This window comes from Aeromicrobium sp. 9AM (genome assembly GCF_902506105.1).
GTDB lineage: Bacteria > Actinomycetota > Actinomycetes > Propionibacteriales > Nocardioidaceae > Aeromicrobium.
On sequence record NZ_LR733304.1, the window covers coordinates 1,092,586 to 1,117,495 of the forward strand.

General features: G+C 68.6%; 32 protein-coding genes. 17 read left to right on the forward strand and 15 right to left on the reverse strand.

Annotated elements, in window-relative coordinates:
* Positions 1-6: 6 nt before the first annotated feature.
* The 4 genes from BOSE46_RS11605 (at position 7) to BOSE46_RS11620 (ending at position 1,952) form a co-directional block, all read left to right on the forward strand.
* Positions 7-666 carry an alpha/beta hydrolase gene (locus BOSE46_RS11605; protein ID WP_159540388.1) on the forward strand — a complete coding sequence of 220 codons (660 nt, stop codon included), beginning with the start codon at positions 7-9 and terminating at the stop codon, positions 664-666.
* A complete protein-coding gene (locus BOSE46_RS11610; RefSeq protein WP_159540389.1) occupies positions 663-1,028 on the forward strand; it encodes a hypothetical protein in 366 nt (121 codons plus the stop codon). The genes BOSE46_RS11605 and BOSE46_RS11610 overlap by 4 nt, the downstream gene beginning before the upstream one ends.
* The gene (locus BOSE46_RS11615; protein ID WP_159540390.1) at positions 1,021-1,410 is read left to right on the forward strand and encodes a hypothetical protein; all 390 of its coding nucleotides are present in this window, start codon (positions 1,021-1,023) and stop codon (positions 1,408-1,410) included. Before BOSE46_RS11610 ends, BOSE46_RS11615 begins: the two co-directional genes overlap by 8 nt.
* A gap of 86 nt (positions 1,411-1,496) precedes the next feature.
* Positions 1,497-1,952, forward strand: coding sequence for a hypothetical protein (locus BOSE46_RS11620; RefSeq protein WP_159540391.1), 456 nt, complete (start codon positions 1,497-1,499; stop codon positions 1,950-1,952).
* A 1-nt stretch (position 1,953) separates the two neighbouring features.
* On the opposite strand, the gene BOSE46_RS11625 is transcribed toward BOSE46_RS11620, so the two are convergent.
* Positions 1,954-2,787 (reverse strand): hypothetical protein, encoded by an 834-nt coding sequence (locus BOSE46_RS11625; protein WP_159540392.1) that lies wholly within the window; start codon positions 2,785-2,787, stop codon positions 1,954-1,956.
* A 134-nt stretch (positions 2,788-2,921) separates the two neighbouring features.
* On the opposite strand from BOSE46_RS11625, the gene BOSE46_RS11630 reads away from it, so the two are divergent.
* Entirely contained in the window at positions 2,922-3,767 is an 846-nt protein-coding gene (locus BOSE46_RS11630) for a hypothetical protein (protein ID WP_159540393.1), read from the forward strand.
* Between the two features lie 69 nt (positions 3,768-3,836).
* Here the strand turns inward: BOSE46_RS11630 and cobA are convergent, their stop codons facing one another.
* The 4 genes from cobA to BOSE46_RS11650 form a co-directional block, all read right to left on the reverse strand.
* Positions 3,837-5,030, reverse strand: coding sequence for a uroporphyrinogen-III C-methyltransferase (cobA, locus tag BOSE46_RS11635; RefSeq protein WP_159540394.1), 1,194 nt, complete (start codon positions 5,028-5,030; stop codon positions 3,837-3,839).
* Positions 5,031-5,118: 88 nt separating this feature from the next.
* Positions 5,119-6,429, reverse strand: a complete 1,311-nt coding sequence (locus BOSE46_RS11640) for a sulfate adenylyltransferase subunit 1 (protein WP_159540395.1) — start codon at positions 6,427-6,429, stop codon at positions 5,119-5,121.
* Positions 6,429-7,340, reverse strand: coding sequence for a sulfate adenylyltransferase subunit CysD (gene cysD, locus BOSE46_RS11645; RefSeq protein WP_159540396.1), 912 nt, complete (start codon positions 7,338-7,340; stop codon positions 6,429-6,431). The genes BOSE46_RS11640 and cysD overlap by 1 nt, the downstream gene beginning before the upstream one ends.
* Positions 7,341-7,368: 28 nt before the next feature.
* Positions 7,369-8,166, reverse strand: coding sequence for a phosphoadenylyl-sulfate reductase (locus tag BOSE46_RS11650; protein WP_159540397.1), 798 nt, complete (start codon positions 8,164-8,166; stop codon positions 7,369-7,371).
* A gap of 202 nt (positions 8,167-8,368) precedes the next feature.
* Here BOSE46_RS11650 and BOSE46_RS11655 point away from each other — a divergent pair, with 202 nt between their 5' ends.
* The 4 genes from BOSE46_RS11655 (at position 8,369) to BOSE46_RS11670 (ending at position 10,311) form a co-directional block, all read left to right on the forward strand.
* On the forward strand, positions 8,369-8,512 hold the full coding sequence (locus tag BOSE46_RS11655) for a GPGG-motif small membrane protein (RefSeq protein ID WP_201299619.1): 144 nt from the start codon (positions 8,369-8,371) through the stop codon (positions 8,510-8,512).
* 75 nt (positions 8,513-8,587) lie between these two features.
* Positions 8,588-9,211, forward strand: coding sequence for an L-threonylcarbamoyladenylate synthase (locus BOSE46_RS11660; RefSeq protein WP_159540398.1), 624 nt, complete (start codon positions 8,588-8,590; stop codon positions 9,209-9,211).
* Positions 9,212-9,218: 7 nt separating this feature from the next.
* Positions 9,219-9,905: an alpha/beta fold hydrolase gene (locus tag BOSE46_RS11665; RefSeq protein ID WP_159540399.1), complete on the forward strand. Its 687-nt coding sequence runs from the start codon at positions 9,219-9,221 to the stop codon at positions 9,903-9,905.
* Positions 9,906-9,924: 19 nt separating this feature from the next.
* Positions 9,925-10,311: a VOC family protein gene (locus BOSE46_RS11670; RefSeq protein WP_159540400.1), complete on the forward strand. Its 387-nt coding sequence runs from the start codon at positions 9,925-9,927 to the stop codon at positions 10,309-10,311.
* Here the strand turns inward: BOSE46_RS11670 and BOSE46_RS11675 are convergent.
* Genes BOSE46_RS11675 through BOSE46_RS11695 form a run of 5 tightly spaced genes read right to left on the reverse strand, consistent with a single transcriptional unit; the run spans position 10,283 to position 14,320 of the window.
* A complete protein-coding gene (locus BOSE46_RS11675) occupies positions 10,283-11,476 on the reverse strand; it encodes an MFS transporter (protein ID WP_159540401.1) in 1,194 nt (397 codons plus the stop codon). The genes BOSE46_RS11670 and BOSE46_RS11675 overlap by 29 nt on opposite strands.
* A 29-nt stretch (positions 11,477-11,505) precedes the next feature.
* Positions 11,506-12,051: a GNAT family N-acetyltransferase gene (locus BOSE46_RS11680; RefSeq protein ID WP_159540402.1), complete on the reverse strand. Its 546-nt coding sequence runs from the start codon at positions 12,049-12,051 to the stop codon at positions 11,506-11,508.
* Between the two features lie 40 nt (positions 12,052-12,091).
* Positions 12,092-13,024, reverse strand: coding sequence for a DNA-3-methyladenine glycosylase (locus BOSE46_RS11685; protein ID WP_159540403.1), 933 nt, complete (start codon positions 13,022-13,024; stop codon positions 12,092-12,094).
* Positions 13,025-13,056: 32 nt separating this feature from the next.
* Positions 13,057-13,680, reverse strand: a complete 624-nt coding sequence (locus BOSE46_RS11690) for a DUF1992 domain-containing protein (protein WP_159540404.1) — start codon at positions 13,678-13,680, stop codon at positions 13,057-13,059.
* Between the two features lie 31 nt (positions 13,681-13,711).
* Entirely contained in the window at positions 13,712-14,320 is a 609-nt protein-coding gene (locus BOSE46_RS11695) for a bifunctional 2-polyprenyl-6-hydroxyphenol methylase/3-demethylubiquinol 3-O-methyltransferase UbiG (protein WP_201299620.1), read from the reverse strand.
* A gap of 109 nt (positions 14,321-14,429) precedes the next feature.
* Here BOSE46_RS11695 and BOSE46_RS11700 point away from each other — a divergent pair, with 109 nt between their 5' ends.
* The 6 genes from BOSE46_RS11700 (at position 14,430) to BOSE46_RS11725 (ending at position 17,887) form a co-directional block, all read left to right on the forward strand.
* Positions 14,430-14,693 (forward strand): hypothetical protein, encoded by a 264-nt coding sequence (locus BOSE46_RS11700; protein ID WP_159540405.1) that lies wholly within the window; start codon positions 14,430-14,432, stop codon positions 14,691-14,693.
* A 78-nt stretch (positions 14,694-14,771) separates the two neighbouring features.
* Positions 14,772-16,094 carry a cytochrome P450 gene (locus BOSE46_RS11705; protein ID WP_159540406.1) on the forward strand — a complete coding sequence of 441 codons (1,323 nt, stop codon included), beginning with the start codon at positions 14,772-14,774 and terminating at the stop codon, positions 16,092-16,094.
* Entirely contained in the window at positions 16,091-16,288 is a 198-nt protein-coding gene (locus BOSE46_RS11710; RefSeq protein WP_159540407.1) for a ferredoxin, read from the forward strand. The genes BOSE46_RS11705 and BOSE46_RS11710 overlap by 4 nt, the downstream gene beginning before the upstream one ends.
* 286 nt (positions 16,289-16,574) lie before the next feature.
* Entirely contained in the window at positions 16,575-17,039 is a 465-nt protein-coding gene (locus BOSE46_RS11715; protein ID WP_159540408.1) for an SRPBCC domain-containing protein, read from the forward strand.
* The gene (locus tag BOSE46_RS11720) at positions 17,036-17,380 is read left to right on the forward strand and encodes a metalloregulator ArsR/SmtB family transcription factor (protein ID WP_159540409.1); all 345 of its coding nucleotides are present in this window, start codon (positions 17,036-17,038) and stop codon (positions 17,378-17,380) included. Before BOSE46_RS11715 ends, BOSE46_RS11720 begins: the two co-directional genes overlap by 4 nt.
* A gap of 54 nt (positions 17,381-17,434) precedes the next feature.
* The gene (locus tag BOSE46_RS11725; RefSeq protein ID WP_159540410.1) at positions 17,435-17,887 is read left to right on the forward strand and encodes an SRPBCC domain-containing protein; all 453 of its coding nucleotides are present in this window, start codon (positions 17,435-17,437) and stop codon (positions 17,885-17,887) included.
* Positions 17,888-17,893: 6 nt separating this feature from the next.
* Here the strand turns inward: BOSE46_RS11725 and BOSE46_RS11730 are convergent, their stop codons facing one another.
* The gene (locus BOSE46_RS11730) at positions 17,894-18,538 is read right to left on the reverse strand and encodes a class F sortase (protein WP_159540411.1); all 645 of its coding nucleotides are present in this window, start codon (positions 18,536-18,538) and stop codon (positions 17,894-17,896) included.
* 56 nt (positions 18,539-18,594) lie between these two features.
* Complete coding sequence (locus tag BOSE46_RS11735) at positions 18,595-19,314, reverse strand: VOC family protein (protein WP_159540412.1); 720 nt, start codon at positions 19,312-19,314, stop codon at positions 18,595-18,597.
* A 177-nt stretch (positions 19,315-19,491) separates the two neighbouring features.
* Here BOSE46_RS11735 and BOSE46_RS11740 point away from each other — a divergent pair, with 177 nt between their 5' ends.
* On the forward strand, positions 19,492-20,241 hold the full coding sequence (locus tag BOSE46_RS11740; RefSeq protein WP_159540413.1) for a ZIP family metal transporter: 750 nt from the start codon (positions 19,492-19,494) through the stop codon (positions 20,239-20,241).
* A gap of 15 nt (positions 20,242-20,256) precedes the next feature.
* On the opposite strand, the gene BOSE46_RS11745 is transcribed toward BOSE46_RS11740, so the two are convergent.
* Together BOSE46_RS11745 and BOSE46_RS11750 are read right to left on the reverse strand one after the other, a co-directional pair.
* Positions 20,257-21,174, reverse strand: a complete 918-nt coding sequence (locus BOSE46_RS11745; RefSeq protein ID WP_159540414.1) for a patatin-like phospholipase family protein — start codon at positions 21,172-21,174, stop codon at positions 20,257-20,259.
* 189 nt (positions 21,175-21,363) lie between these two features.
* A complete protein-coding gene (locus BOSE46_RS11750) occupies positions 21,364-21,888 on the reverse strand; it encodes a GNAT family N-acetyltransferase (protein WP_159540415.1) in 525 nt (174 codons plus the stop codon).
* A gap of 155 nt (positions 21,889-22,043) precedes the next feature.
* Between BOSE46_RS11750 and BOSE46_RS11755 the strand changes: the two genes are divergently transcribed.
* A complete protein-coding gene (locus BOSE46_RS11755; protein ID WP_159540416.1) occupies positions 22,044-22,520 on the forward strand; it encodes a GNAT family N-acetyltransferase in 477 nt (158 codons plus the stop codon).
* 10 nt (positions 22,521-22,530) lie between these two features.
* On the opposite strand, the gene BOSE46_RS11760 is transcribed toward BOSE46_RS11755, so the two are convergent.
* On the reverse strand, positions 22,531-24,906 hold the full coding sequence (locus BOSE46_RS11760) for an excinuclease ABC subunit UvrA (RefSeq protein ID WP_159540417.1): 2,376 nt from the start codon (positions 24,904-24,906) through the stop codon (positions 22,531-22,533).
* Positions 24,907-24,910: the final 4 nt, after the last annotated feature.

The following is a 24,910-nucleotide window of genomic DNA, read 5'->3' on the forward strand; positions in this document are numbered from 1 at the left end:
GATCTCATGCCAGGTCCACGCCTCGATCGCTACAGCACGCCCGACTCGCCCGACGCGATCGTGCTGCTGCTGCACGGCGGCCAGCAGCACAATGTCGAGCCGGTCGAGAACAAGCACGCGAGCTGGTGGCGCATGGCTCTGATGGCCCGATCGCTGCGGCGCTTCGGTCGCAAGCAGAACGTCTCGGTGAGCCTGCTGCAGTACGCCCAACGGGGCTGGAACTCCGAGACCGACCCTGCGCCCGTACGCGATGCGCGCTGGGCGCTCGACCAGCTCACCTCTGAGCACCCCGGCGTGCCGGTCGTGCTCGTCGGCCACTCGATGGGCGGCCGCACCGCGTGCCGCGCCGCAGACCACGAGGCGGTGACCGGAGTCGTGGGGCTGGCGCCGTGGCTCCCGCCCGGAGAGCCCAACCGTACGATCGCCCGTCGCCATCTGCGCGTCCTGCACGGCACGGCGGACCGCTGGACCTCGCCGGCCGCGAGCAAGGCGTACGTCGAGCGCAGCAAAAGCCTGGCGGCGAGCGTCTCGTGGCGGCCGCTCGAGGGCGCGGGTCACTTCATGCTCCGCCGGTCGTCGACGTGGCGACGCTTCGTGGAAGACTCGGTCACGGAGATCCTGACCGCCACCTCGCACGAGGAGGCCCCGAACAAAGGCAATGCGTGACCGACCTCGTGGCGTACGTCGTCGCCCTGGCCGCCGTGCTCGTGGGCGGATTCGCCGCCTGGCACACGTGGCGGCGGCTCCCGTTCAGCAATCCGCTCTTCTATGCCGTGGCGGCGCTCGAGGTCCTGCTGATCGCGCTGCTGGTCGGCGGGTCGATGGCCCTCGGCTCCACGAGTCGTGACGTCGACGGTGTCCTGTTCGTGTCGTACCTCATCACGATCGTCGTGATCCCACCCGCGGCCGTGCTGTGGGGCATCGCCGAGAAGTCGCGCTGGGGCACGGGAGTCGTCGTGGTCGCGATGCTGACGGTCGCGGTGCTGTGCGTCCGCCTGCTCGGCATCTGGAAGAACGCGTATGTCTGACACGTCGCACGGCTTCGGGCGGGTGCTCGTGGCGATCTACGCCGTCTTCGCCCTCGCCGCGTCGGCCCGGTCGATCTTCCAGCTCGCGACCAAGGCGAGTGATGCGCCATTCGCCTACACGATGTCGGCATTCGCCGGGCTCGTCTACGTCGTCGCCACGATCGCCCTGGCGCGCAGCGTGCGCGGTCTCGCGCTGGTCACCATCACGATCGAGCTGGTCGGCGTGCTGGTGACCGGAGGGCTGTCGCTCGTCGACGACTCGCTGTTCCCGGACCAGACCGTGTGGTCCGGATTCGGCGAGGGTTACGGCTTCGTGCCGCTCTTGCTGCCGCTCGTGGGACTGTGGTGGCTCCGGCGGACGGCGTCGTCAGGGCAGAGTTAAGGCCCTACGCACTCATACCGCGTAGGGCCAGAACCATTCAATCCCGGGAGTCACTGCAGCCCCGGTAGCGACACGGAGAACACTCAATGAATTCGGAGTACGTGCTGCTCTCGCGGTGGCGGGTCGACCGCAGCCGCGACGCGCTTTGGGACGTGCTCGAAGCCCTGCTCGACACGCCTGACCCGTTGCCGTGGTGGCCATCAGTGCAGGTCACGGCGTACGACGGCGACAATCTCGACCTGCGTGCCGCGAGCGGCCTCGGGTACGCCGTAGAGTTCCGGCTGGCCAACCTGGAGTCGCGCCGGCCGGACCGGCTCAGGTTCACGTCGGAGGGCGATCTGCGGGGGAAGGGCGAGATCACCTTCGTCGAGCTGACCTCCGAGACGTCGGCCATGGACATCGACTGGCGCGTCGCGACCGATCGCCGCTGGATGCGCTGGACGTCGTGGATCCTGCGGCCCGTGTTCGTCGCCGGTCACCACATCGTCATGCGGCAGGGCGAGAAGCACCTCAACGAGTGGCTCCGGGCGCAGGCGCGGTGAGTCAGACCCCGCAGCTGGTGTGGAAGTACGCGTAGAACGCCTCCCGTTGGTCGTGGTCGAGCGGCAGGTAGAACCACGAGTCGTCCGGGAGCCCGGGCGCCATGACGCGCATGCCGAACAGACGGCCCACCTTGTCCTCCGCCAGAGCGTGTGGGTCACACCTGGCCGGTACGACGGACATGACCAGCTGGGTCTTCTGCGTCGACGAGATGGGCTGGTCGACGCCGACAGGGGAGTCATCTGCCTGGCGGAACAGCGGCGTGGACTCGAAACCACCGAAACGTACGTCATCGCGCTTGCCCGTCGGGGTCAGCGTGATCGGCAGCCGCAGCACCGAGTCGGGCCCGGAACCGTCGATCGTCGGAGTGCCGACCGTGAGCTTCGCGGCCTTGGCCAGGGTCGTCCGTGCGCAGTCGCGGCCGAGCATCAGCGCGATCTGCCGGTAGGGGTCGTCGGCCTTGCCCACCGACACGCGTTCGGCCGAGTCGCCGAGGCGGTACGTCAGGCGCACGGACGCCTTGACGCCGTCGCCGCAGCGGCCCGCGGGCATCGTGAACTCGAGGTCGGCCTGCTCACCGGCAGCCATGGACTCGTCGCCCTTCCATGTCACCTGTTTGAATCGCGGCGAGGTCAGGACGAATCCGGTGACCGTCAGCCTGCGCTCGGTGTTGTTCTCGACGCGTACGAACACGTGCCGGGTCATGCGCTCGAGCCGCGTCTGGTCGACGTGCATCACGATGCCGGACGGCAACGGCTTGCGCTCCGGCTCACCTCCGCACGCCGCGAGTCCGGCGACGAGCGCGGCGCCGCACAGCACGGCCATGGGACGGATCATTCCCACATTCTGGCCTTCGAGCGGTCACACCACCCGCCGACATGCGCTGGGAGTGACGTTTGGGTCGTGACACACCGTGTCAGCCCGACCCAAACGTCACTGCCAGCGGGCAGCGGTGCGTGCCACACTGTCACATGCGCAGGATGCTGGTCGCCGCAGCAGCCGCCGTCGTGCTCGCGGGGTGCGGCGGCTCGCCGATCGTCACCAAGGGCGAACCGGTGCCCTCGCCGTACGACGGGCCGATGAGCCTGCCGATGAACGGCACTGACGAGTCGCCGGTTGCCGATCGCGCCGGAGCGGCCGCCCAGGCGCTGGAGTGCGACGGGCAGCCGTACGAGGGCGGTGGCGCCAGCTACAACAGCGGACTCGCGACGGTCCAGAAGGACGCGACGAAGGCACTGGAGAACCTGTTCGCCGAAGACGGATTCGGTGCGACCCTGCCCGACGAGGGCTATCGCATCGAGCGCAAGGACGGCGGTCGAGTGCTGTTCTCGTACGACGTGGACAAGCGCACCAAGATCGCGTTCATCGCATACGACCACGTCGAGGACTTCAACCATGACGAGGGCTGGGGCATCGAGGCGTGGGCGCAGTGCGATCCCTCCGAGCTGCCCGACGGCGTGACTGACGACCTCAACATCGGCATCTGGGCCGACTCGTCAGGCAAGCGGGTGCCCGAGTCGACCGTGACGTCGTACAAGGGTGCCGAGCACTGCGGGTGGCAACGCATCACCTTCGTGGTCCATCTCGAGGAGACCCAGTACGTGCGGGACGTCCGTGGGGACCTCGAGGACTTCCTGCTCGCGACGTACGACGGCTCCGCCGACCTGCCCGGCGATGCGACCGACACGGGCCTGCGCCATGACGGCCGGCAGCTGTGGGTCGTACCGGCGAAGGACGCCGCCTACCTCGTCAGCATCGACGACGCCGACGACGTCGAGCGCTGGCCCGCCGCGAAGCGACGCATCGGCTGCGACTGACGCTGGGAGTGACGTTGTGCCGGCGACACGCCGGTGAGAACCTGCCCAAACGTCACTGCCAGCGGTGGCTCAAGCTGGGGGCCAGGCGGGTGACAGGGTCACGACGTCGCCGATGATCGTGATGGCCGGCGGCTGGGCGCCGATCGCGTCGGCGCGTTCGGCGATCGTCGCGAGCGTGCCCACTGTCACCCGCTGCCCTTCGCGATAGCCGCTCTCGACGAGCGCGGCCGGGGCCTCGGGGTCGTGTCCCGCGGCGATGAGCTCGCCGGCGGTCTCGGCCAGGCGCTTGACCCCCATCAGCATCACCAGGGTGTGGGCACGGTTGCGCGGCAGATCCGCGAGCGACTCGTGGCCGGTGGCGACCGTGAAGCCGCGCGAGACGCCGCGATGCGTGACGGGTATGCCCGCAGCGGCAGCGACAGCGATCGCGCTCGTCACGCCGGGGACGACCTCGACCGGGATGCCGGCTTCCTGGCAGGCGATGAGCTCCTCGCCGCCGCGCCCGAAGACGTACGGGTCGCCGCCCTTGAGCCGGACGACGATCTTGCCCTGCTTGGCCCGGTCGACCAGGATCGCGTTGATCTCGTCCTGCGGGATCGGGTGATGATCGGGCTTCTTGCCGACGTCGATGACCTCGACGTCCGGCGGCAGCTCGGCGAGCACGCCGTGCGGCGCGAGTCGGTCGACCACGACGACGTCCGCCTCGGCCAGCAGGCGCCGGCCACGCGTCGTCAGCAGGCCGGGATCGCCCGGGCCGCCTCCAACGAGCGCGACGAATCCGTCGGGATGGTGCGTGCGGTGCCGCATCGGCAGCTCGCCGGACTGCAGCGCAGCGGCCACCCCGTCACGCAGGGCAGCCGCACGTCCGGCGTCTCCGCCGCCGCTGATGGCCACTGTGACGTCGTCCACGCGTGCCACGGCGGGGGACCAGGCGGTGGCATGGTCAGGGTCGCCGCCCTTGAGGCACCAGACCTGGCTCGCCTCGGCGTCGTCGGCGACCTGGCCGTCGACGACGGGGTCCGCCGTGGCGGTCTGCACGAGCCAGGCGCCGTCGAGATCGCCGGGCTGATAGGTCCGCTGGATCCACTCGACCTCGCCGCGGTCGATCGACGAGCCCAATGAGTCCGAGACGGCTGGGGCGATCACGACGACGCGGGCGCCGGCATCGAGCAGCGAGAGCGTACGCCGGGTGGCCACGTGTCCGCCGCCGACTACGACGACCTTGCGACCGGTCACCCGGAGGGTCAGTGGGAAGCTGCTCATGTCGTCGCCTCCAAGAAGAACCAACCATACGGAGGCAACGACATGAGTGCTGCCTCATGGTGAGCTCGCTGGCGCTCGCTCATCGAGCTCATACGAGAACTGTAGTGTCGCCGATCGCTTCCACGGCCGCCTTGGTGTCGAGCAGCGCATCGCCCACCATGCCGGCGGCAAGGGTACCGCCGTCCTGGGCGTCGATCAGCAGGAACGCCCCGGTGCCGCGGGCGTGGATGTACTCCTCGGCCGGGATCGGCGCCGCGAGCCGGAGCGTCACGTGCCCGATGTCGTTCAGGCCGAGCGAGTCGGCCGGCAGCAGCCTGGCGTTGTCGAGATCGAGCTTGCCACCGATCACCTTGACCATGGCCTGCACCGTGCGGGTGCCGTGCTTGAGCAGGACCTTGGTGCCGGGCATGAGGGAGCCCTCGGCGAGCCAGGCGATGGTGCCGTCGATGTCCTGCGTGACGGGCGGGACGCTCCGCGACGTGACGATGAGGTCGCCGCGCGAGATGTCGATGTCGTCCTCGAGCCGCAGCGTCACCGACTGCGGAGCGTACGCCTCGGTGAGCTCCCGGCCGGCGAAGTCGATGCCGGTGACGGTGCTCGTACGACCGCTGGGCTGCACCGTGACGGCGTCCCCCACCCGCACGAGGCCTGACGCGATCTGTCCGGCGTAGCCGCGATAGTCGCGGAACTCCTCACCCGCAGCGGACTGCGGGCGGATCACGAGCTGCACGGGGAACCGCAGGGGCTCGGACTGCGGCGAGCCGACGGGGGAGAGCTGCTCGAGGTACGCGAGCAGGCTGGGTCCGTCGTACCACGGCGTGCGATCGGACCGGTCGACGACGTTGTCGCCGTCGAGGGCCGAGACCGGGATCGTGGCGACGTCGTAGAGGCCGAGGCTGCGGGCCGACTCGAGCACCTCGTCCGACACCCGGTTGTAGGTCGCCTCGTCGAAGTCCACCAGGTCGATCTTGTTGACCACGACGATGACGTGCGGGACGCGCAGCAGCGACGCGACCGCAAGATGCCGGCGGGTCTGCTCCTGGATGCCGTGGCGTACGTCGACCAGCAGGACGACGACGTCCGCGGTGCTCGCGCCGGTCACGGTGTTGCGGGTGTACTGAACGTGGCCGGGGCAGTCGGCCAGGATGAACGAACGCTCGGCGGTGGCGAAGTAGCGATAGGCCACGTCGATCGTGATGCCCTGCTCGCGCTCGGAGCGCAGCCCGTCGGTCAGCAGGGCGAGGTCGGCCGACGCCAGGCCGCGGTCACGGCTGACCCGCTCGACGGCGTCGAACTGGTCGGCGAGCACGGACTTCGAGTCGTACAGGAGGCGCCCGACGAGGGTGGACTTGCCGTCGTCGACCGAGCCGGCGGTCGCGAGGCGGAGCAGCGTCCTCATCAGAAGTAGCCTTCCTTCTTGCGGTCCTCCATGGCGGCCTCGGACGCGCGATCGTCGGCGCGGGTGGCGCCGCGCTCGGTCAGCCGTGTGGCGGCGACCTCGACGATGACGTCGTCGACGGTGACCGCGTCGCTCTCGACGGCTCCCGTGCAGGACATGTCGCCGACCGTGCGGTAGCGCACCTGGCGCTTCTCGACGGTCTCGCCCTCGCGCGGCTGCGACACGTCGCTGACGCTGATCAACATGCCGTCGCGCTCGAAGACCTCACGCTGGTGGGCGTAGTAGAGCTCGGGGAGCTGGATGTCCTCGGCGCCGATGTACTGCCAGACGTCGAGCTCGGTCCAGTTGCTGAGCGGGAACACGCGTACGTGCTCACCGGGGCGGTGCTTGCCGTTGTAGAGGTTCCACAGCTCGGGCCGCTGGTTGCGGGGGTCCCACTGGCCGAACTCGTCGCGCAGGGAGAACACCCGCTCCTTGGCGCGGGCCTTCTCCTCGTCGCGCCGTCCGCCGCCGAACACCGCGTCGAACTTGTGGCTGGTGATCCCGTCGAGCAGGGGCTGGGTCTGCAGCTGGTTGCGGGTGCCGTCGCTGCGCTCGCGCAGGCGTCCGTCGTCGATGTAGTCCTGCACGCTGGCGACCTCGAGCCGCAGTCCCAGCCGCTCGACCGTGGCGTCGCGGAACGCGAGGACCTCGGGGAAGTTGTGCCCGGTGTCGACGTGCATGACCGGGAACGGCACGGGGGAGGGCCAGAACGCCTTGACGGCCAGGTGCAGCATCACGACCGAGTCCTTGCCGCCGGAGAACAGCAGCACGGGGCGCTCGAACTCGGCAGCCACCTCACGGATGATGTGGATCGCCTCGGACTCCAGCCACTCGAGCTGGGTGAGACGGCGTTCGTCGGTCAGGGTCATCGGTGCCTTTGCGTATGTCGGGCAGGGATCAGGCGTGCAGGCCGCACTCGGTCTTGTCGAGGCCGGCCCAGCGACCCGCGCGCGGGTCCTCACCCGGAGCGACGCGGCGGGTGCAGGGTGCGCACCCGATCGAGGGGTAGCCGTCGTTGACCAGCGGGTTGACGATGACGTCGTTGTCGTCGGCGTATGCGAGGAGGTCGTCGAACGACCAGGCGGCCAGGGGATTGACCTTGACCAAGCCGTTCTTGTCGTCCCAGGTCACGAAGGGGGTGTTGGCGCGGGTCGGCGCCTCGTCACGGCGTACGCCCGTGATCCACACCTCGTAGCCCTGCAGGGTCTCGTGCAGCGGCTCGACCTTGCGCATCTGGCAGCAGAGGGCCGGATCGCGCTCGAAGAGCTTCTCGCCGAACTCGGCGTCCTGCTCGGCGACGCTGCGGCGCGGCTTGACGTCGACGATCGACAGCTGCATCGACGCCTCGACGGCGTCGCGCGTACCGATGGTCTCGGCGAAGTGGTAGCCGGTCTCGAGGAACAACGTGTCGACCCACGGAAGGTGCTGGGCCACGACGTGCGGCAGGACGGCGTCGGCCATCGAGCAGGCGACGGCCGTACGGTAGCCGAACTCCTCGGCGACCCACGCGAGGATCTCGGTGGTGTCGGACTCGGCGAAGCGTTCCTGGGCCGCGTCCGCGAGCGCCTTGAGCTCCTCGTTGCTGCGCCGCGGAGCAAGAAGGGCCTCACGCGACGACAGGTGCGCCGTGCGCTTGTTGTCGTGGTCGATCTGCTGCTGACGCCGCTCGGCGAGGGAGAGGACCGCGGGGGCCATGCTGCTCACCTCTTCCGGAATGTCGATCACTGCGGGCTCCAGAATAGGTCGGCCCCGACTGGCGCCCCAGCGCGTACAGAACTGTCCGGATGACGGAACGCAATCACGTGACCCAGGTCACATCCAGGACGGTTGAGGCGAGGCTTTTCGGGGTAGACCTCTTTGCGGTGGCCACCGTCACCACTGAAGAGAGGGAGCACCCATGGCGTTCATCTTGTGGATCATCGCAGTCATCATTGCGATCTACGGAATTCTGCGTCTCGTCCGCGGCGACATCTTGATCGGCATCGTCCTGCTCATCGTGGCAGCACTCGTCGGTCCCGGGGGTTACAGCATCTTCAGCTGACTCAGGCGGAGGGCGGCGCACGATGGTGCGCCGCCCTTCGTCATGTCCGGGCCAAAACGAAGTAGCCTCTGGCCTATGGCCCGCTACATCGAGATCCATCCCGACAATCCACAGCAACGATCGGTCGACCAGGCGGCGGCGGTGATCCAGGACGGCGGGCTCATCGCCTACCCGACGGACTCGGGGTACGCGCTGGGCGCCCAGCTCGGCAACAAGGACGCGCTCGACCGCATCCGCACGATCCGGCAGCTCGACGACAAGCACCACTTCACGCTGGTCTGCAAGGACTTCGCGCAGCTCGGTCAGTTCGTGCACGTCGACAACGCGATCTTCCGCGCGGTCAAGGCGGCGACGCCGGGGCCCTACACGTTCATCCTGCCGGCCACCCGTGAGGTGCCACGCCGGCTGCTGCACGAGAAGAAGAAGACCGTCGGCGTACGCATCCCCGACAGCAAGATTGTCACCGCGCTGCTGACCGCCCTGGGCGAGCCGATGCTGTCGACGACGCTGATCCTGCCCGGCAGCTCGGAGCCGATGACGACCGCCTGGGAGATCGCCGAGGCACTCGACGGCCAGATCGATGCGGTGGTCGAGTCCGGCGCCGACGTCATCGCCGAACCGACGACCGTCGTCGACTTCTCCGACGGCTTCGCCGAGGTCGTACGTGTGGGCGCCGGCGATCCCGCCCCGTTCGAGTAGCCGGTTCATGGCTGAGTCGACGTATGTCCTGGTCCCCGGCGCTGGGGGACAGGCGGCGGCCTACTGGCATCTCGTGCGCCGCGAGCTGGGTGAGCGCGGGCTGGCCAGCGTCGCCGTCGAGCTGCCCGGTGACGACCCGGGCAAGGGCCTTCCGGACTATGTCGACCTGATCGTGGCCGCGGCTGCAGACCTGGACGACGTCGTGGTCGTCGCCCAGTCGATCGGCGGTTTCAGCGGATCGTGGGCCGCTGACCGGCTGCCGGCTTCGCGGATCGTCCTGCTCAACGCCATGATCCCGCTCCCGGGCGAGACCGCAGGGGAGTGGTGGGGCGCGACCGGGTCGGCAGAGGCCCGGCGTGACCACGACATCCGGGAGGGCCGCGACCCGGACGCCAACTTCGACCTCGAGACGTACTTCCTGCACGACATACCGGCTGACACGATTGCTGCCCTCGGCGACGAGGAGCACGGCGAGGCCGACGCGGTGTTCGCCGCGCCGTGGGGGCTCGACGCCTGGCCCGACATCCCCACGACCGTGCTGGCCGGGCGGAGCGACCGGTTCTTCCCCTACGCCTTCCAGCAACGAGTGGCACGCGAGCGTCTGGGCATCGGGGTCACCGAGATTCCCGGCGGTCATCTGGCCGCACTGAGTCAACCCGTCGCGGTCGCAGAGGCGATCGTCTCGGCAACCTGAGCAATCGGAAGGACACATCATGGTCTCGTACGGCACACCGTTCAGCGGCTTCTCGGTCGCCGACATCCCGGCAGCCAAGGCGTTCTACAGCGACCTCGTCGGCCTGGAGGTCGAGGAGTCCGAAGGCATGCTCCACATCGACCTGGGCGACGGCCATCGTGTGCTGGTCTATCCCAAAGGCGAGGCTCACTCGCCGGCGTCGTTCACGGTGCTCAACCTGCCGGTGGACGACGTCTCGGCAGCTGTGCGTGAGCTGGCGGAGCGGGGCGTGACGTTCGAACGCTACGACGGCATGCCGCAGGACGAGGACGGCGTCATGAAGGGCAACGGGCCCGACATCGCCTGGTTCACCGATCCGTCGGGCAACGTCATCTCGGTCATCGGCGCGGCCGGCCCCGGGCGCTGACGGCGGTCCGTGCCTGCGACACCAGCAGCAACGGAAGGGTGATGGCGATCATCAGGATGCCTGCAAGCATCAGCTGCTCCGGCGAGATCGCGTTGAGGGCCAGGGTGCTGAGCAGTGGCGCGGCGAATCCGACGTACGTGAGGCTGTAGAACACCGCGTTCAGGGTGCCGAGATCGTCGGGGTGGGCCAGGCTCTCGACCGTTGTGAGCCCGCCGACCAGGATCAGGCCGTATGCCGTCCCGAGCAGGACCGCCGCAGGCAGCACGAGCCACTCGATGCCGGTCGCGGCGAGCAGGAGCCCCGTGAGCAGTCCCGCTGCGGCCGCCGCCAGCCCGGCTCCGATGATGAGGCGGGGGTCGTGGAGGCGCTTGCCCAATGGCTGCACCGCGACGCCGGTCCACAGCGTGAGGCCGGTCAGGGCACCGGTCACGGCGACCGGTGCGACTCCGATGTCGACGAACGTCGGGATCGTCGCGAAGCTCGTCGCCGCGGCACCGAACACCCACGGCGCTGTCAGCGTGATGCCGAGCAGGAACCGGCGAGAGCGCATCGCCTGCCACACCTCGGACCGGCGGTGGCGTTCGTCCTTGCTCCGCGGCACGAACGGCTCCGGGGCGTGCCAGGCGAGCGCGACGACGCCGAGCATCAGCACGAGGTGCGGCACGTACGGGAGGACCGTCGGATCCGGCAGCCATTGCCCGCACACCCCGGCGACCAACGGGCCCGAACCGAAGCCGGCGGACAGGGCGAGGGTCGCGCGCCGGGCACCGGTGCCCGGCGGTCCGTCGGCGGACAGCTCCTTGACCCAGGCGCTGCCCGGCGCGAAGGCCGCGCCGGAGGCGATGCCCGCGACGAGTCGACCCAGCAGCAGGACCACCAGGTTGTCGCCGCCGACCAGGAGGATCACCGTCGCGATGAACGAGAGCACCAGGACCGGGCGCATGACCCGGCGTCGCCCGATGCGGTCCGAGATCGGGGCGACGATCAGCAGGGCCGGGATGAGGCCGAGGGCGTAGGCGCCGAACAGGGCGGTGACCGCCTCGCTCGAGGCGCCGTCGTCGCGATAGACCAGCAGCATCGCGGCGAACTGGTTGGCGCCCCAGCCGACGGCGAACAGTGCCGCGGCCACTCGCAGCCACGCAGGAACACGGGACGTCAGGGGCACCGGATCACTGTAGGGCCGGGTGCCGACGGTCAAGCCGTACGGGCGGCGAGGTCGAGACCGTAGAGGGCCTTCTCGCCGTCGATTCCGGGTACGAGCACCTGCCAGCCGCGTCCGCCGTAGAGCCGGGCGGCAGCGCCGTCGTCCGGGGTGGTGGCGAGGAGAGCCTTCTGCTGGGGCAGGCCCTCGACGAGCTCGTCATGCAGGAGTCCCGCGATGCCCTGGCCGCGGTGAGCCGGGTCGACGACGATGTCGACGAGCTCGAAGTGGTCGCCGACCCACGTCTCGACGATGTCGGCCGGCGCCGCGCCGGCGAGCCAGTCGCTCCAGAACTGACCGTGCTTGCCGGTGAACCCGTACGCATACCCGGAGGTCTCGCCGTCCGTCGTGGCCAGCACCAGGCGGAACCCCGCGCGCCGTGAGTGCCGCCGGATCGTCGAGGTGACGAAGTTGTCGGCGTCGAGCTGGCTCTCGGGCAGGCTCGCGTCGCCATAGGCCGCGAGATAGATCGCGGCGAGTGCCTTGCGGGTGTCGGCGTCGATCTGCTTTCGGGTCAGGGCCTGCACAGTCGTCGTCATGACACCTTGCAACCGGTTGCGGCGCGCATTCATTCCGGCGTCAGATGTGACGGTGGTCGACGCGCGGCATGCGCGGCCCACGGCGCTCAGGCCTGGCAAGTGGGCTGAGCTGCACAAGGCGTACGACCCGGAACCGGTGAGGACGCCACGGTTCGAGCAGCTCGGCAAGCCCCGCGTCGTCGACCGGACGGCCCAGGAGAGCGGCGCCGGTGTCCTTGGCGACGTGATAGTCACCGAACGGCACCGCGTCGGCATCGCCGAGCGCGCGGCTGCCGACCTCGGCAGCGGTCCACACGCCGACGCCCGGAATGCTCCGCAGGCCTCGGTAGACCGCAGCTGGGTCGTCCGGATGTGTCGTCGCCAGGCGGTCTACCTGGGCGCCGAGGCGCGCGCAGGCCTGCGCCGTACGCGCCCGCTGGGGGTCGACGCCCGCGCGGTGCCACTCCCACGAGGGGATGGCCGCCCATTGCTCGGCGGTGGGGAAGACGTGCATGCCGGCCGGCGCCGGACCGGGTGCGGGCTCACCGAATCGCGTGTTGAGCCGGCGCCAGGCGGCGAAGGCGTCGAGGCCGACGACCTTCTGCTCGATCACTGCTGCGATCAGTGCTTCGAGGACGCGTCCGGTGCGGGGAACGCGGAGCCCCGGGTGCCGTCGGACCGCGTCGGCGAGGATCGGATGACCGGGCCGAAACCCCCTTGGGTCGTCGTCGGCCCCGACGAGGCCGGGCAGGCCGTCGAGCAGCTCGGCAGCGCCCGGTCCCCAGGCTTCGGCCTGCACCAGCGTGGGCTCGAGCTGGCGCAAGGCGTACGTGACCGGACCGGTCGGCATGCGGCTCGTTCGCCACAGGCGATCGGGGGCGCGTCGGGTGGTCGGGTCGCCCTGGCCGCGACGAAGCGTGCTGAGTGTCAAGGAGACGTTGACCGGAGTCTCGAGGCGCAGCTCACGCAGGAGCGAGTGCGACGTCGTGACCATGCAGCCAGTGTGCCCGGAGCCACCGACGAACGTCAGACGAGATGCCGGAACCGCGGTACGAGGCGTGCGAGCAGTCGCCGCCACCACACTGGGGAAGCAGCAGCCGCCTCATCCCGCCGGATCTGCGCCATGACGGCCTTCTGTCGCGCCACCCGCGCGGTACGCCGTTGGTTCCACGCACGCATCTCGTCGTCCGGGTCGCGCAACGCCGTGATGACCGGCGGGCCGCCCTGGAGCTGCCGTCGCGCCTCGACGATGCGGGCGTTGAAGTCCTCGATCACTCGCCGAACGCCGTCGGGGGTCGTCTCACGGTCGAGCGTGTCGTCCATTCGCGCGTCCTCGGTGCGGAGCGCCAATGCCGGTGGCAGGACCCCGGTGATGCGCTCACGCTCGATGAGCCGCTTGAGCCACCAGTCGGGATCATGCGGGGCGTCGAGGTCGGGGATCGGCTTGCCGGCGCCCGGCAGGTTGTCGAACTCGCCGCGTCGTATCGCCTGGTGCACCTGCAGCTCGACCCACTGGGCTTGGTTGGCGATCCGCTTCTCGCGGGCCTCCGCCTCGTCCTGATCGCCCTCGTCCTGATCGCCCTCGTCCGCCGCGGCTTCGGCCTCCAGGCGCAGCCGATACTCGTGCCTCTTGCGGTCGCGGGCGCTCATCGGGATCACTCCTTCAGGTCGTGCAACCAGCCTAACCGGCACGCTTCATCAGCACGACGCCGTCGACGAGGTCGGTGAGCTCGCCGTGGTGCACCGCCGTGCGTTCGCGAACGTCGGACGTCACGACCTGCCAGTCGTCACCCAGCAACGTCACGATCTCGTCCGTCGTGAAGAGTCGCTCGGGGTGGTCCTTGCCGATGTGCTCCGACGGATAGTGACCCACGACCAGCAGGTGTCCGCCGGGTGCGACGGCCGCGCCGAGACCTTGGTACGCCTGGCCGCGAGGCGGGTCGGGGAGGTGGAAGAACTGCGCCGACACCAGGTCGTACGCCTCGGGCGTCGGGGGAGTGGCGACGAGATCCACGTGCTCGAACGAGATCGCCACCGCTGCCGAGGCGGCATGGGCGCGCGCCCGGTCCAGCGCGACCTCGGAGACGTCGACGGCCGTGACATCCCATCCGCGCTGGGCGAGCCAGACCGCGTCGGCGCCCTCGCCACAACCGACGTCGAGCGCAGTCCCGGGGGCCAGGGGTGTCACCTCAGCGACCAGCTGCGCGTTCGGCTCGCCGCTCCACACGGTGGAGCGCTCGGCGTACATCGCGTCCCACTCTGCGGCGGGATCTGACTCGGAGGCCGGCATGCTGCCGACGCTATCTCGTCAGCGGAGAGCCGCGCTGGATCTGTCGACCGTGCCTGTGATTGACTCGTTGCAGACACACCGTCACTCCGATCTCTCGAGGCGCGTTCTCTTGTCCGACCGACAGCTCATCGAACACATGGACACGCTCCGGGAACGGCTCGACTCGTGGCTGCAGGGGCTGCCTCCCGGTGAGCGCCTCGAGGCGCTGGCCACCGTGCACGACTCGCTGCGGTCGATGAGCCAGATGGTCAGGTCGGTGCGTCGGGACACGCTGGTCCAGCTCATCGACGAGCGTGGCATCGAGCGGGTGAGCCGCGCCCTCGACGTGTCCGAGGAGCGGCTGCTCCGCATCATCGCGCAGCCTGTTTCCTGACAGTTTCTCGCCGAGCGCGGCTGCCCGAACACGTGGCCGCGAGGGTATTGCGGGCCGGTGTGAGGCGGGTTACAGTACGTGGCAGCAAACCGAACCGAATTCAGGTTCACCGCCACGGCCACGCATCGCGCGGCGTACGAGGAAGCGAGACCCGCGGTGACCACACCGGCCGAGGAGCGGACGGAGATCTCCCAACGGGTGCCTTCTGGGTGCCCCGTCATCCATCTCGACGCGTCAGCACCGCTTGAGGCTGGAGCACACTGGGACAAGGCGAATGAGCTGAGGGAGAGCAGTCCGGCGTACTTCAACACGCATGCACAGGGCTACTGGGTCTTCACGCGGTACGACGAGGTCCGCGAGATGTATCAGCACCCCGAGATATTCTCCAGCGAGTCGATCACGCCGTGGGAGCCGGATCCGGTCTACCGGTTCGTGCCCACGCAGATCGACCCGCCGGATCACGCCAAGTATCGCCAGCTCATCAGCCGCTGGTTCGCCCCCAACGCGGTCAACCGGATCACACCTGAGGCGCAGGAGATCGGCCGGCGCCTGGTGGCCGATCTCGCGCCCAAGGGGGAGTGCGACTTCGTCGGCGACTTCGCGATGCGGCTGCCCACCGAGATCTTCCTGACGATCATCGGCGTGCCCAACTCCGACGCCGACCTGTTCGTGCCGTGGGTCGAGGACTTCTTCGCCGGGTTCGGCGGAGACCTGGAGCAGCAGACCGCCATGGGCGCGGCTCTCGGCGGCATCCGCGGCTACTGGGAGGACGTCCTGGAGGACCGCCGCCACGACCCGGCACCGCGTGAGAACGACTTCGCGTCGCTGTTGCTGCACTCCACGGTCGACGACGAGCCCTTGGGTGACGCGCTGATCCTCGACATCCTCACGGTCCTCGTGCTCGCCGGCCTCGACACGACACGCGGCCAGCTGGGCTACCTCTTCCGCCATCTCGCCGAGAACCCCGACGACCGGCACCGTCTCATCGCCGAGCCGGAGCTCATCCCGACCGCGGTCGAGGAGTCGCTGCGGATGTACACGATCATCTTCGGTGACGGTCGCAAGGTCGCGCAGGACACCGAGTTCCACGGTTGCCCGCTCAGCAAGGGCGACATGGTCTACGGCCTGGTGTCGGGCGCCAACCGCGACCCCCGCGTGTACGAGAACCCCGACGAGTTCGTGGTCGACCGCAAGGCCAACAACCACCTCGGCTTCGCCGGAGGCCCGCACCGCTGCCTCGGCGCGCACCTGGCCCGTCGGGTCATGCAGGTCGCCGTCGAGGAATGGCTGAAGGTGATCCCCGACTTCGAGGTACGGAGCGACGAGCCGTTGATGGAGCGCGGTGGCGGCGCAATGATGACGCTGCTCAGCCTGCCGCTCTCGTGGGAGGTCCGGTCATGAAGCTGACGGTCGACGTCAACATCTGCCGCGGGCACGGCCGCTGCTACTCGCTGGCGGAGGGCCTGCTCACGTACGACGAGGACGGCTACGTGACGCCGCGCGGTCAGGTGATCGACGTGCCCGCTGATCAGATCGACGATGCGCGCAACGCTGCTGACTCGTGCCCCGAGGGTGCGATCGACCTCCTGGACTGAGCGTCACGAGGCCGATGGCGCGTCGTTCGTGTCATCGGTGCCGGGGCGCCATGGGTCGCATGCCATGGCCATCAGCAGCATTCGCAGCTCGAGCGAGCCATCGTCCCCGTTCCGGCCGGTTCGGTCCTGAATCACTTCGCCTCTTGTCGATTCCACGTTCTCGCCTCCTGTACGTATGACGGGACCGCAGAGGCGGCTGTGACATCCTGCGCAACCGATGGTTGCGTATGTGCGAAGAAGTGGCTATCTTGATAGGCAACCGATGGTTGCATATCAGGAGGAACTCATGGAGTACGCCAGCATCGAGCGCGAGATCCACATCGACGCGCCGCCGAGCGTCGTGTTCGACGTCGTCAGCAGCCCCGAGCACGTGCGGGAGTGGTGGAGCGTCGACACGGACTTCGAACCGGCGCCCGGATCGACGGGGGAGCTGGTGTGGGCCGACGGTGATGACCCGCGGGCGCACGTCGAGCAACTGACGGTCGTGGCCGCCGAGCCTCCGCGGTTGTTCAGCTTCCGGTGGACGAACCCAGCGGGGGAGAGCGCCCAGGAGGGCAACTCGAATCTCGTGACGTTCGAGCTCGTGCCGTCCGGGGAAGGCACCCTGCTGCGATTCAGGGAGACCGGGTTCCGCGAGCGGGGCTGGGAGGCCGCCGTTCTCGAGCAGCGATACCTCGATCACGGGATCGGCTGGGACCGGTTCGTGCCGCGCATCCAGGCGTACGCCGAAGAGCTGGCGGCAGCGGCATGACCGCCGCGATCGACGACGACCTGTGGTCGGCGATCGGGGATCCGACCAGGCGTCGGGTGCTCGACCTCCTGCTGGCCGGAGGTCCGGGCACGGCCACGGCGCTCAGCGACGAGCTGCCGGTCACCCGGCAGGCGGTCGCCAAGCATCTCGGCGTGCTCGACCGCGTCGGTCTGGTGCACGCCACGCCGGCGGGGCGCGAGACGCACTATCGCATCGACGAGGCGCAGTTCGCCCGCGCTGTCGCTCAGCTCAACGCGGTCGGCAGCACGTGGGACGCCCGGCTCCGTCGGATCAAGCAGATCGCCGAGGCCATCAAGAACGCCAGCGAAGAGAAGAACTGACGAACCCGAATGCGCGCCCGCAACCGCGGGCGCGCCACGACAGAGGAGAGCATCATGGTGGACATCCTGCATCGCGTGGGAATCACGGCATCGCGGGACGCGGTGTTCCAAGCATTGACCACGACCGACGGGTTGGCGGGGTGGTGGACCAGGGACGTACGCGGAGACGGCGACACCAGCGGGGTGCTGGAGTTCCGTTTCGAGGGCGCCCCGGAGCCGAACGGCTTCGACATGCAGGTCATGGAGGCGAAGCCGGGCGAGCGCGTGGTCTGGGAGGTCGTCGAAGGACCGGCCGAGTGGATCGGCACGCAGGTCATCTGGGACCTGACGACCGAGGGGGACTACACGATCATCCTGTTCGCCCATCGGGGCTGGCGGGAGCCTGTGGAGTTCATGCATCACTGCAGCACGAAATGGGCCACGTTCCTCATGAGCCTGAAGTCGCTCCTGGAGACGGGAGCAGGAGCGCCGGCACCGGACGACGAGCGGATCAGCGACTGGCACTGAGCCGAGTCAGGCTGCCGGTTGGGCGAACCAGATCGTGCGGTGCGTCCAGTCGCCCGGGCCGAGGCGTTTGCCTGAGCACACGATGAGGGCGACCTGCGGACTGCCCTTGCGGTCGTAGTACGGGGGATAGCCGTCCTTGGCGAGGACCTCGACCCGCTTGGTCACCGTGTAGCAGAGCTCGGACCTGCCGCCGCGCAGCACGATGCGGTCGCCCTTGTCGAGCTTGTCCAGCATGACGTTGCCGACGGCCGATCCGTCGGGCCAGGTATGGGCGTTGAGCAGGACGTTCCCACGCGGCGAGCCGGGCCTGATCCCCGGCGGACGGTCCCACGCGAAGGCGTACTTCGCCGACGTCGGCGGCACCTCCGGCACGTTGTTGCCGTCGCGGGGGAGCGGCAGCACCTGCCCGTCGTCGACGACGCCGCGGATCGAGACGCTGGTGGGCGTGAAGGGGCTCGTCGCCGGCTTCGTGCACACGCCGGGCTTGGGGATCGCCAGGAGGTCGAACGCGGGGGAGCTCATCGCGAACGGCCGGCCGGAGTCGGCAGGACGCAACAGCCACGCCGCAGCGCCCGCCGCGACGAGCGCGGCCGCCACCAGGACGGCCGCGAGCCTTCGGGGTGTTCCTCCCTTGTGCGCCGCCGTCGTCATCCCTCAACGGTAGGGGCTGGACCTGTACGACCGCAGGTCAACGCCGAGCGTCGTGGCTACCTCGGGCTCAGCACGCAGAACTCGTTGCCGTCAGGGTCGGCCATGACCTCCCAGCTGACGTCGCCCTGACCGATGTCGATGCGCTTGGCCCCGAGCTCGACGAGGCGTTCGACCTCGGCCTGGAGATCGCTGCCGGCAGGGGGAGCGATCTCGAGGTGGATGCGGTTCTTGCCGGTCTTGGGTGCCACGGGTGGCCCGCCCCACGACATCTTCGAACCGCCCTCAGGTGCCTGGATCGCGGTCTCCTCGTCCTGGTCCCACACGAGCGGCCAGTCGAGCGCCTTGCTCCAGAAGTAGCCGACCTCCTGCGAACCGTCGCAGTTGATCGCCCCGATGAACGCGGTGTCCGCGAGGAAGTTGTTGCCGGCCTCGATGACGCAGAACTCGTTGCCGTCCGGATCGGCCAGAACGACGTGGCCGTCGTCGGGGGTCTGGCCGATGTCGATGTGCTGACCGCCGAGCTCGAGGGCTCGCGCCACGGTCTCCTGCTGCTGCTCGGGGGTGGCGCTGGTCAGGTCGAAGTGCACCTGGTTCTGGCCTCGTTTCGGCTCGTCGCTGGGGAAGAAGCCGAGTCGGTACGCCGTGCCGTCGGTCGGGACGACCTCGAATCCGTCGTCCTCCTCGCTCAGCTCCCAACCCAGCAGCGTGGCCCAGAACTCCGCGACGTGCTTCGGCTCGTGCGCGTCGAAGGTGACTGAATAGAGCTTGGACGTCATATCGGGTCCCCGTTTCCGAATCGTGGCTCACGACCGCCTGGCCGGTGAGGCTCGCAACGCTAGGCTCGCGCCGATTATTTCGTCAACCGCCGAGTGGCCCGCCCTGTCGTCCAGGGATAGCGTCTCGAACGGTGGTCGCATACGCCCGCCGAGACGTCGACCGACAGGAGAACGTGCATGCCGATCTGGCTGCAGGCGGGGCTGTGGGGGACGTTCGCCGGTGGTGCCCTGCTCCTCGGTGCCGCCCTGGCATGGACCCTCCACATCCCGCGTCTCGTCGTGGCCAGCACGATGGCGTTCGGCTCAGGGGTCTTGATCTCGGCGCTGGCCTTCGACCTCGTCGATGAAGCGGAGTCGACCGGTGGCCTGATGCCGACGGTGATCGGTTTCATGGGCGGCGCCACCGTGTACGTCCTGGCCAACGTGGCCCTCGCCCGGAGAGGCGCCCGGCATCGCAAGCGTTCGGAGGACCAGCAGCCGTCCGAGAGCGACCAGCAGGGGAGCGGGGTCGCGATCGCCATCGGCGCGCTGATGGACGGGATCCCCGAGTCGATCGTGCTCGGCCTGTCGCTGCTGGGCGGCAACGGGGTCGGCGTACCAGTGCTCGCAGCCATCTTCATCTCGAACCTTCCCGAGGGTTTGTCCAGCGCGGCCGGGATGAAGCGCAGTGGCCGGAGCAGCACGTACGTGTTCGGGGTCTGGGGCGCCATCGCACTCGCCAGCGGGATCGCCGGCCTGCTGGGATGCCTGGTGCTGCAGGGCGCGAGCGCCGACCTGATCGCGCTCATCACCGCTATCGCGGCCGGAGCGATCCTTGCCATGATCGCCGACACGATGATCCCCGAAGCGTTCGAGCGTACGCACCTCTACACGGGACTCATCGCCACCGCTGGCTTCATGGTCGCGTTCGGCATCGAGCGGTTCTGACGCGCGTACAGGGCATCAGCGCCAGAACTCGGTGAGCTGCCCGGCCACGGCTGAGCCTCGGTCGTACCCGGCTTGGGCGGCGGCCGGGCGTAGCGACACATCCATCGCGTTGGTGCCGAACAGGTGCTCGGAGCTGCTCTCGGGGAAGATGGTCTCCACCCTGCTGCCACCCGCTCGCAGCTCGTTGACCTGCGCGGCCAGGTGCATGCCCCATTCCAGCGGCAGGAGTGTTCGTCCGCCGAAGGGGGACAGCACCAGCACTCGTGCGTACCCGGCGGCCAGGTCCGCGTTCTCGGCGTTGGAGCGGTAGCCGCCGTCGATGAATCGGCGGTCGCCGATGCGGTAGGGCGGGCCGCTGGAACAGCTCGCGGCGATCGCGTCCGCCACGTCGACGCCACTGTGGCGGTCGAACACGACCGGATCGCCGGTCTCGGCGTCGACCGCCGTGATGAGCACCGAACGCTCCGGCCATCGTTGACTGGGCAGTCTCGAGGCGACGGTCGTACGCCATTGGGCCTGCCAGGAGCCGTCGGACGCGGCCTCCATGTCGAGTGCGGCCGCACCCATGCGGCGACGCATGTCGGCGACGTCGTCGGCGGAGTCGATGATCTTCTGGACCCGTTCGCGGTGGTTCACCACCGGCTTGGCTCGAGCGCGTCTTGCATCGGCGGATGGAGCGGTCCGCTGCGGGGGAGCGACGAGGGTGGCGGCGAACAGCTCAGGCGGAGTCGCCCCGGCCACCTGGGCCGCGGCCGTCGAGCCGGCTGACGTCCCGACAGTGAGGTCGGCCGTGGTCACCTCCAGGCCGGCGTCGAAGAGTCCGGCGATGACGCCGATCAACCAGGCGTTGCCGGTGGATCCGCCACCGCCGAGGACCAAGGCTCGCTCGCCCTGCCGGGCGTCGGAAGGTGTTGAAAGAGGTGTGTGGTTCATGGGAGCTGCCCTTCGCAGAAGTTGCGTGGGGTGCTCCCGGGGCGACTAGCTCAGTCGCTGCATCGTGGACTGCGGGGGAGCACCCACTGTGGGTACTGCGTTCATGGGTCTCACCTCCTGTCGTCGATCACGATCGCTGGGACTCTAACGCGCGTGCCCCGTGCCGCACAACCGTTGATACGCGGCTTTTCAGCCGTGCTCAGGGTTGAGCGTTTGGTAGAGAGTGTGGTCCTGCCACTGCCCGGCGAGCTTGGCATACGCCGGTGCCAGGCCGAATCGGACGAACCCGTTCTTCTCCAGCACACGTTGCGAGCGAACGTTGTGAGCCAAGGTGCAGGCTTCGATGCGATGCAGTCCCAACTCGTCGAACGCCACCTGCTTGATCTCCCTGACTGCCGCAGTAGCGACACCACGGCCGTTGGACCGTTCGGCGACCCAGTAGCCGACACCGCACGACTGGAACGGGCCATGCACCACGTTGCCCAGATTGATTCGGCCGACGATGTCGCCGGCGTCGTCGAGGATGACGTGTGGGTAGGTGAGTCCTTGCTCGTGGCGCTCCAGCGCTTCCTCGATGACGCCGCGCTGCCCGTCGATCGAGAAGTAGTCGGTCCCTCGCTCCGGCTCCCACGGCGCCAGGAAGTCGCGGTTCCTGGTGAACAGGTCCGCAAGCACCGGGACGTCATCGAGGGTGACGAGTCGTATGGCGGTCATGGCCCCATGCTCGCGTGTTGGGCCAAGGGGCGCGATGTCTTCACGATGAGGGGAGGGACGACGCGGGAGATCCCACGCTGGAATACATACTAATTGACATAATGTGCATTATCGGACAAACGTGTCGAGTGGGAGCATCTGGCAGGGTCTTGCCCGTGAACCCGGCACATCGCGTCCGCCCAGCGCTTTTCGACGACATCGCCAGCGTTCTGCGTGTCCTGGCGCAGAATCAGGCCGTCCACCAGGACGTTTCGCTCGAGATGCCTGTGGCAACGACGCGACAGCTGGCGATGTGGGAACGCGTCCAGACGTCGCCCGACGTCACTGTGTACGTCGCTGAGAGCGCTTCTGGTGAACCCGTCGGCACAGCGTGCCTCTCCGTCCTCCCCAACATCACGTATGACTGCCGTCCCACGGCGTTCATCGAGGCTGTCGTCGTCGCGTACGCACATCGTCGCCAAGGCGTCGCCAGATCGCTCATGGAGCGTGCAATCAGCGACGCCAGGTCGGCCGACTGCCACAAGGTGCAGCTGCTCAGCCACAAACGACATGCTGACGACGGAGCGCACGACCTCTACGCAGGCCTGGGATTCACGCCAGAGGCAGAAGGCTTCCGCCTCTACTTGACATAACGTCCCGCACCTACTCGCCGACGTACGCCGATAGGTGCTTGCCGGTCAGCGTCGAGCCGGCCGCCACGAGGTCGGTGGGTGTGCCCTCGAAGACGATCGTGCCGCCGTCGTGACCTGCGCCCGGGCCGAGATCGATGATCCAGTCAGCATGCGCCATGACAGCCTGGTGATGCTCGATGACGATGACCGACTTGCCCGAGTCGACCAGCCGGTCGAGCAGGCCCAGCAGCTGCTCGACGTCAGCAAGGTGCAGGCCGGTCGTGGGCTCGTCGAGGATCAGCACATCGCCCTTCTCCCCCATGTGCGTGGCGAGCTTGAGCCGCTGGCGCTCACCACCGGACAGCGTCGTCAGCGGCTGGCCGAGGCTGATGTAGCCGAGTCCGACATCGTCCAGACGCGTCAGGATCTTGTGAGCCGCCGGGAGCTTGGCATCGCCCTCGTCGAAGAACCCCACCGCTTCGCTCACCGGCATCGCCAGCACCTCGGCGATGTTGCGGCCGCCGAACGTGTAGTCCAGCACTGATGCCTGGAAGCGCCGGCCTTCGCACTCCTCGCAGGTCGACTCGACCGTGGCCATGACACCCAGCTCGGTGTAGATGACGCCGGCGCCGTTGCAGCTGGGACATGCCCCCTCAGAGTTGGAGCTGAACAGCGCAGGCTTCACACCGTTGGCCTTGGCGAAGCCCTTGCGGATCGGCTCGAGCAGCCCCGTGTATGTCGCGGGGTTGCTCCTGCGCGAGCCCTTGATGGCGCCCTGGTCGACCAGCACGACGCCGTCACGCCCCGCGACCGAGCCCTGGATCAGCGAGCTCTTGCCGGACCCGGCGACACCGGTGAACACGCACAGCACGCCGAGCGGGATGTCGACGTCGACGTCCTGGAGGTTGTGGGTCGATGCGCCGCGGACCTCGAGCGTGCCGGTGGACGTACGCACCGAGTCCTTGAGGGATGCCCGGTCGTCGAGGTGGCGCCCGGTGACGGTGTCACTCCCCTGCAGGCCTTCGACCGTGCCCTCGAAGCAGATCGTGCCGCCCTTGGTGCCGGCGCCCGGGCCGAGGTCGACGACGTGGTCGGCGATCGCGATCGTCTCGGGCTTGTGCTCCACGACCAACACCGTGTTGCCCTTGTCGCGCAGCTGCAGCAGCAGGTTGTTCATCCGCTCGATGTCGTGCGGGTGCAGGCCGATCGTCGGCTCGTCGAAGACGTACGTGACGTCGGTCAGCGACGAACCGAGGTGGCGGATCATCTTGGTGCGCTGCGCCTCTCCCCCGGACAACGTGCCGGACGGCCGATCGAGCGAGAGGTAGCCGAGCCCGATCTCCGCGAAGGAGTCGAGCAGGTGCTGCAACCCCGCCACCAGGGGCGCGACCGACGGCTCGTCGACGGTACGCACCCACTCGGCCAGGTCGCTGATCTGCATCGTGCAGAGCTCGGCGATGTTCTTGCCGTTGATCTTCGACGACAGCACCTCTTGCGTGAGTCGCGTGCCGCCGCAGTCCGGACAGGTCTGGAACGTGACGGCGCGCTCCACGAAGGCACGGATGTGAGGCTGCATCGCGTCGACGTCCTTGGAGAGCATCGATTTCTGGATCTTGGGGATCACGCCCTCGTACGTCAGGTTGATCCCCTCGACCTTGATCTTGGTCGGCTCTCCGTAGAGCAGCTTGTCGAGGTCCTTCTTGGTGAACTTCGAGACGGGCTTGTCCATGTCGAAGCCCGCACCCGCGAAGATCCGGCCGTACCAGCCGTCCATGCTGTAGCCCGGAACCGTCAGGGCGCCCTCGCTGAGCGACTTGCTCTCGTCGTAGATCGCGGTCATGTCGAAGTCGCTGACCGCGCCCATGCCCTCGCAGCGCGGGCACATGCCGCCGAGGTAGACGGCCTTGCTGACGACGTTCTTCTCCGTACGGCCGGCCTTCTCGGTGCTCATGACCCCGCTCGCCGTGCGGGTCGGCACGTTGAACGAGTAGGCCGTCGGCGGTCCGATGTGCGGCTCACCGAGCCGGCTGAAGAGGATGCGGAGCATCGCGTTGGCGTCGGTGACGGTGCCGACCGTCGAACGCGGGTTGGCGCCCAGGCGTTCCTGGTCGACGATGATCGCCGTCGTCAGCCCTTCGAGGAGGTCGACCTCGGGACGAGCCAGCGTCGCCATGAAGCCCTGCAGGAAGGCGCTGTAGGTCTCGTTGATCATGCGCTGCGACTCCGCAGCGATCGTGCTGAACACCAACGAGCTCTTGCCCGACCCCGAGACCCCGGTGAACACCGTCAGCCGGCGCTTGGGGATCTCGATGCTGACGTCCTGGAGGTTATTCTCCCGCGCGCCGTGCACGCGGATCAGGTCGTGGCTGTCGGCGGCGTGCAGGTCGCTGGGCTGGGTGGCGCTCATGGAC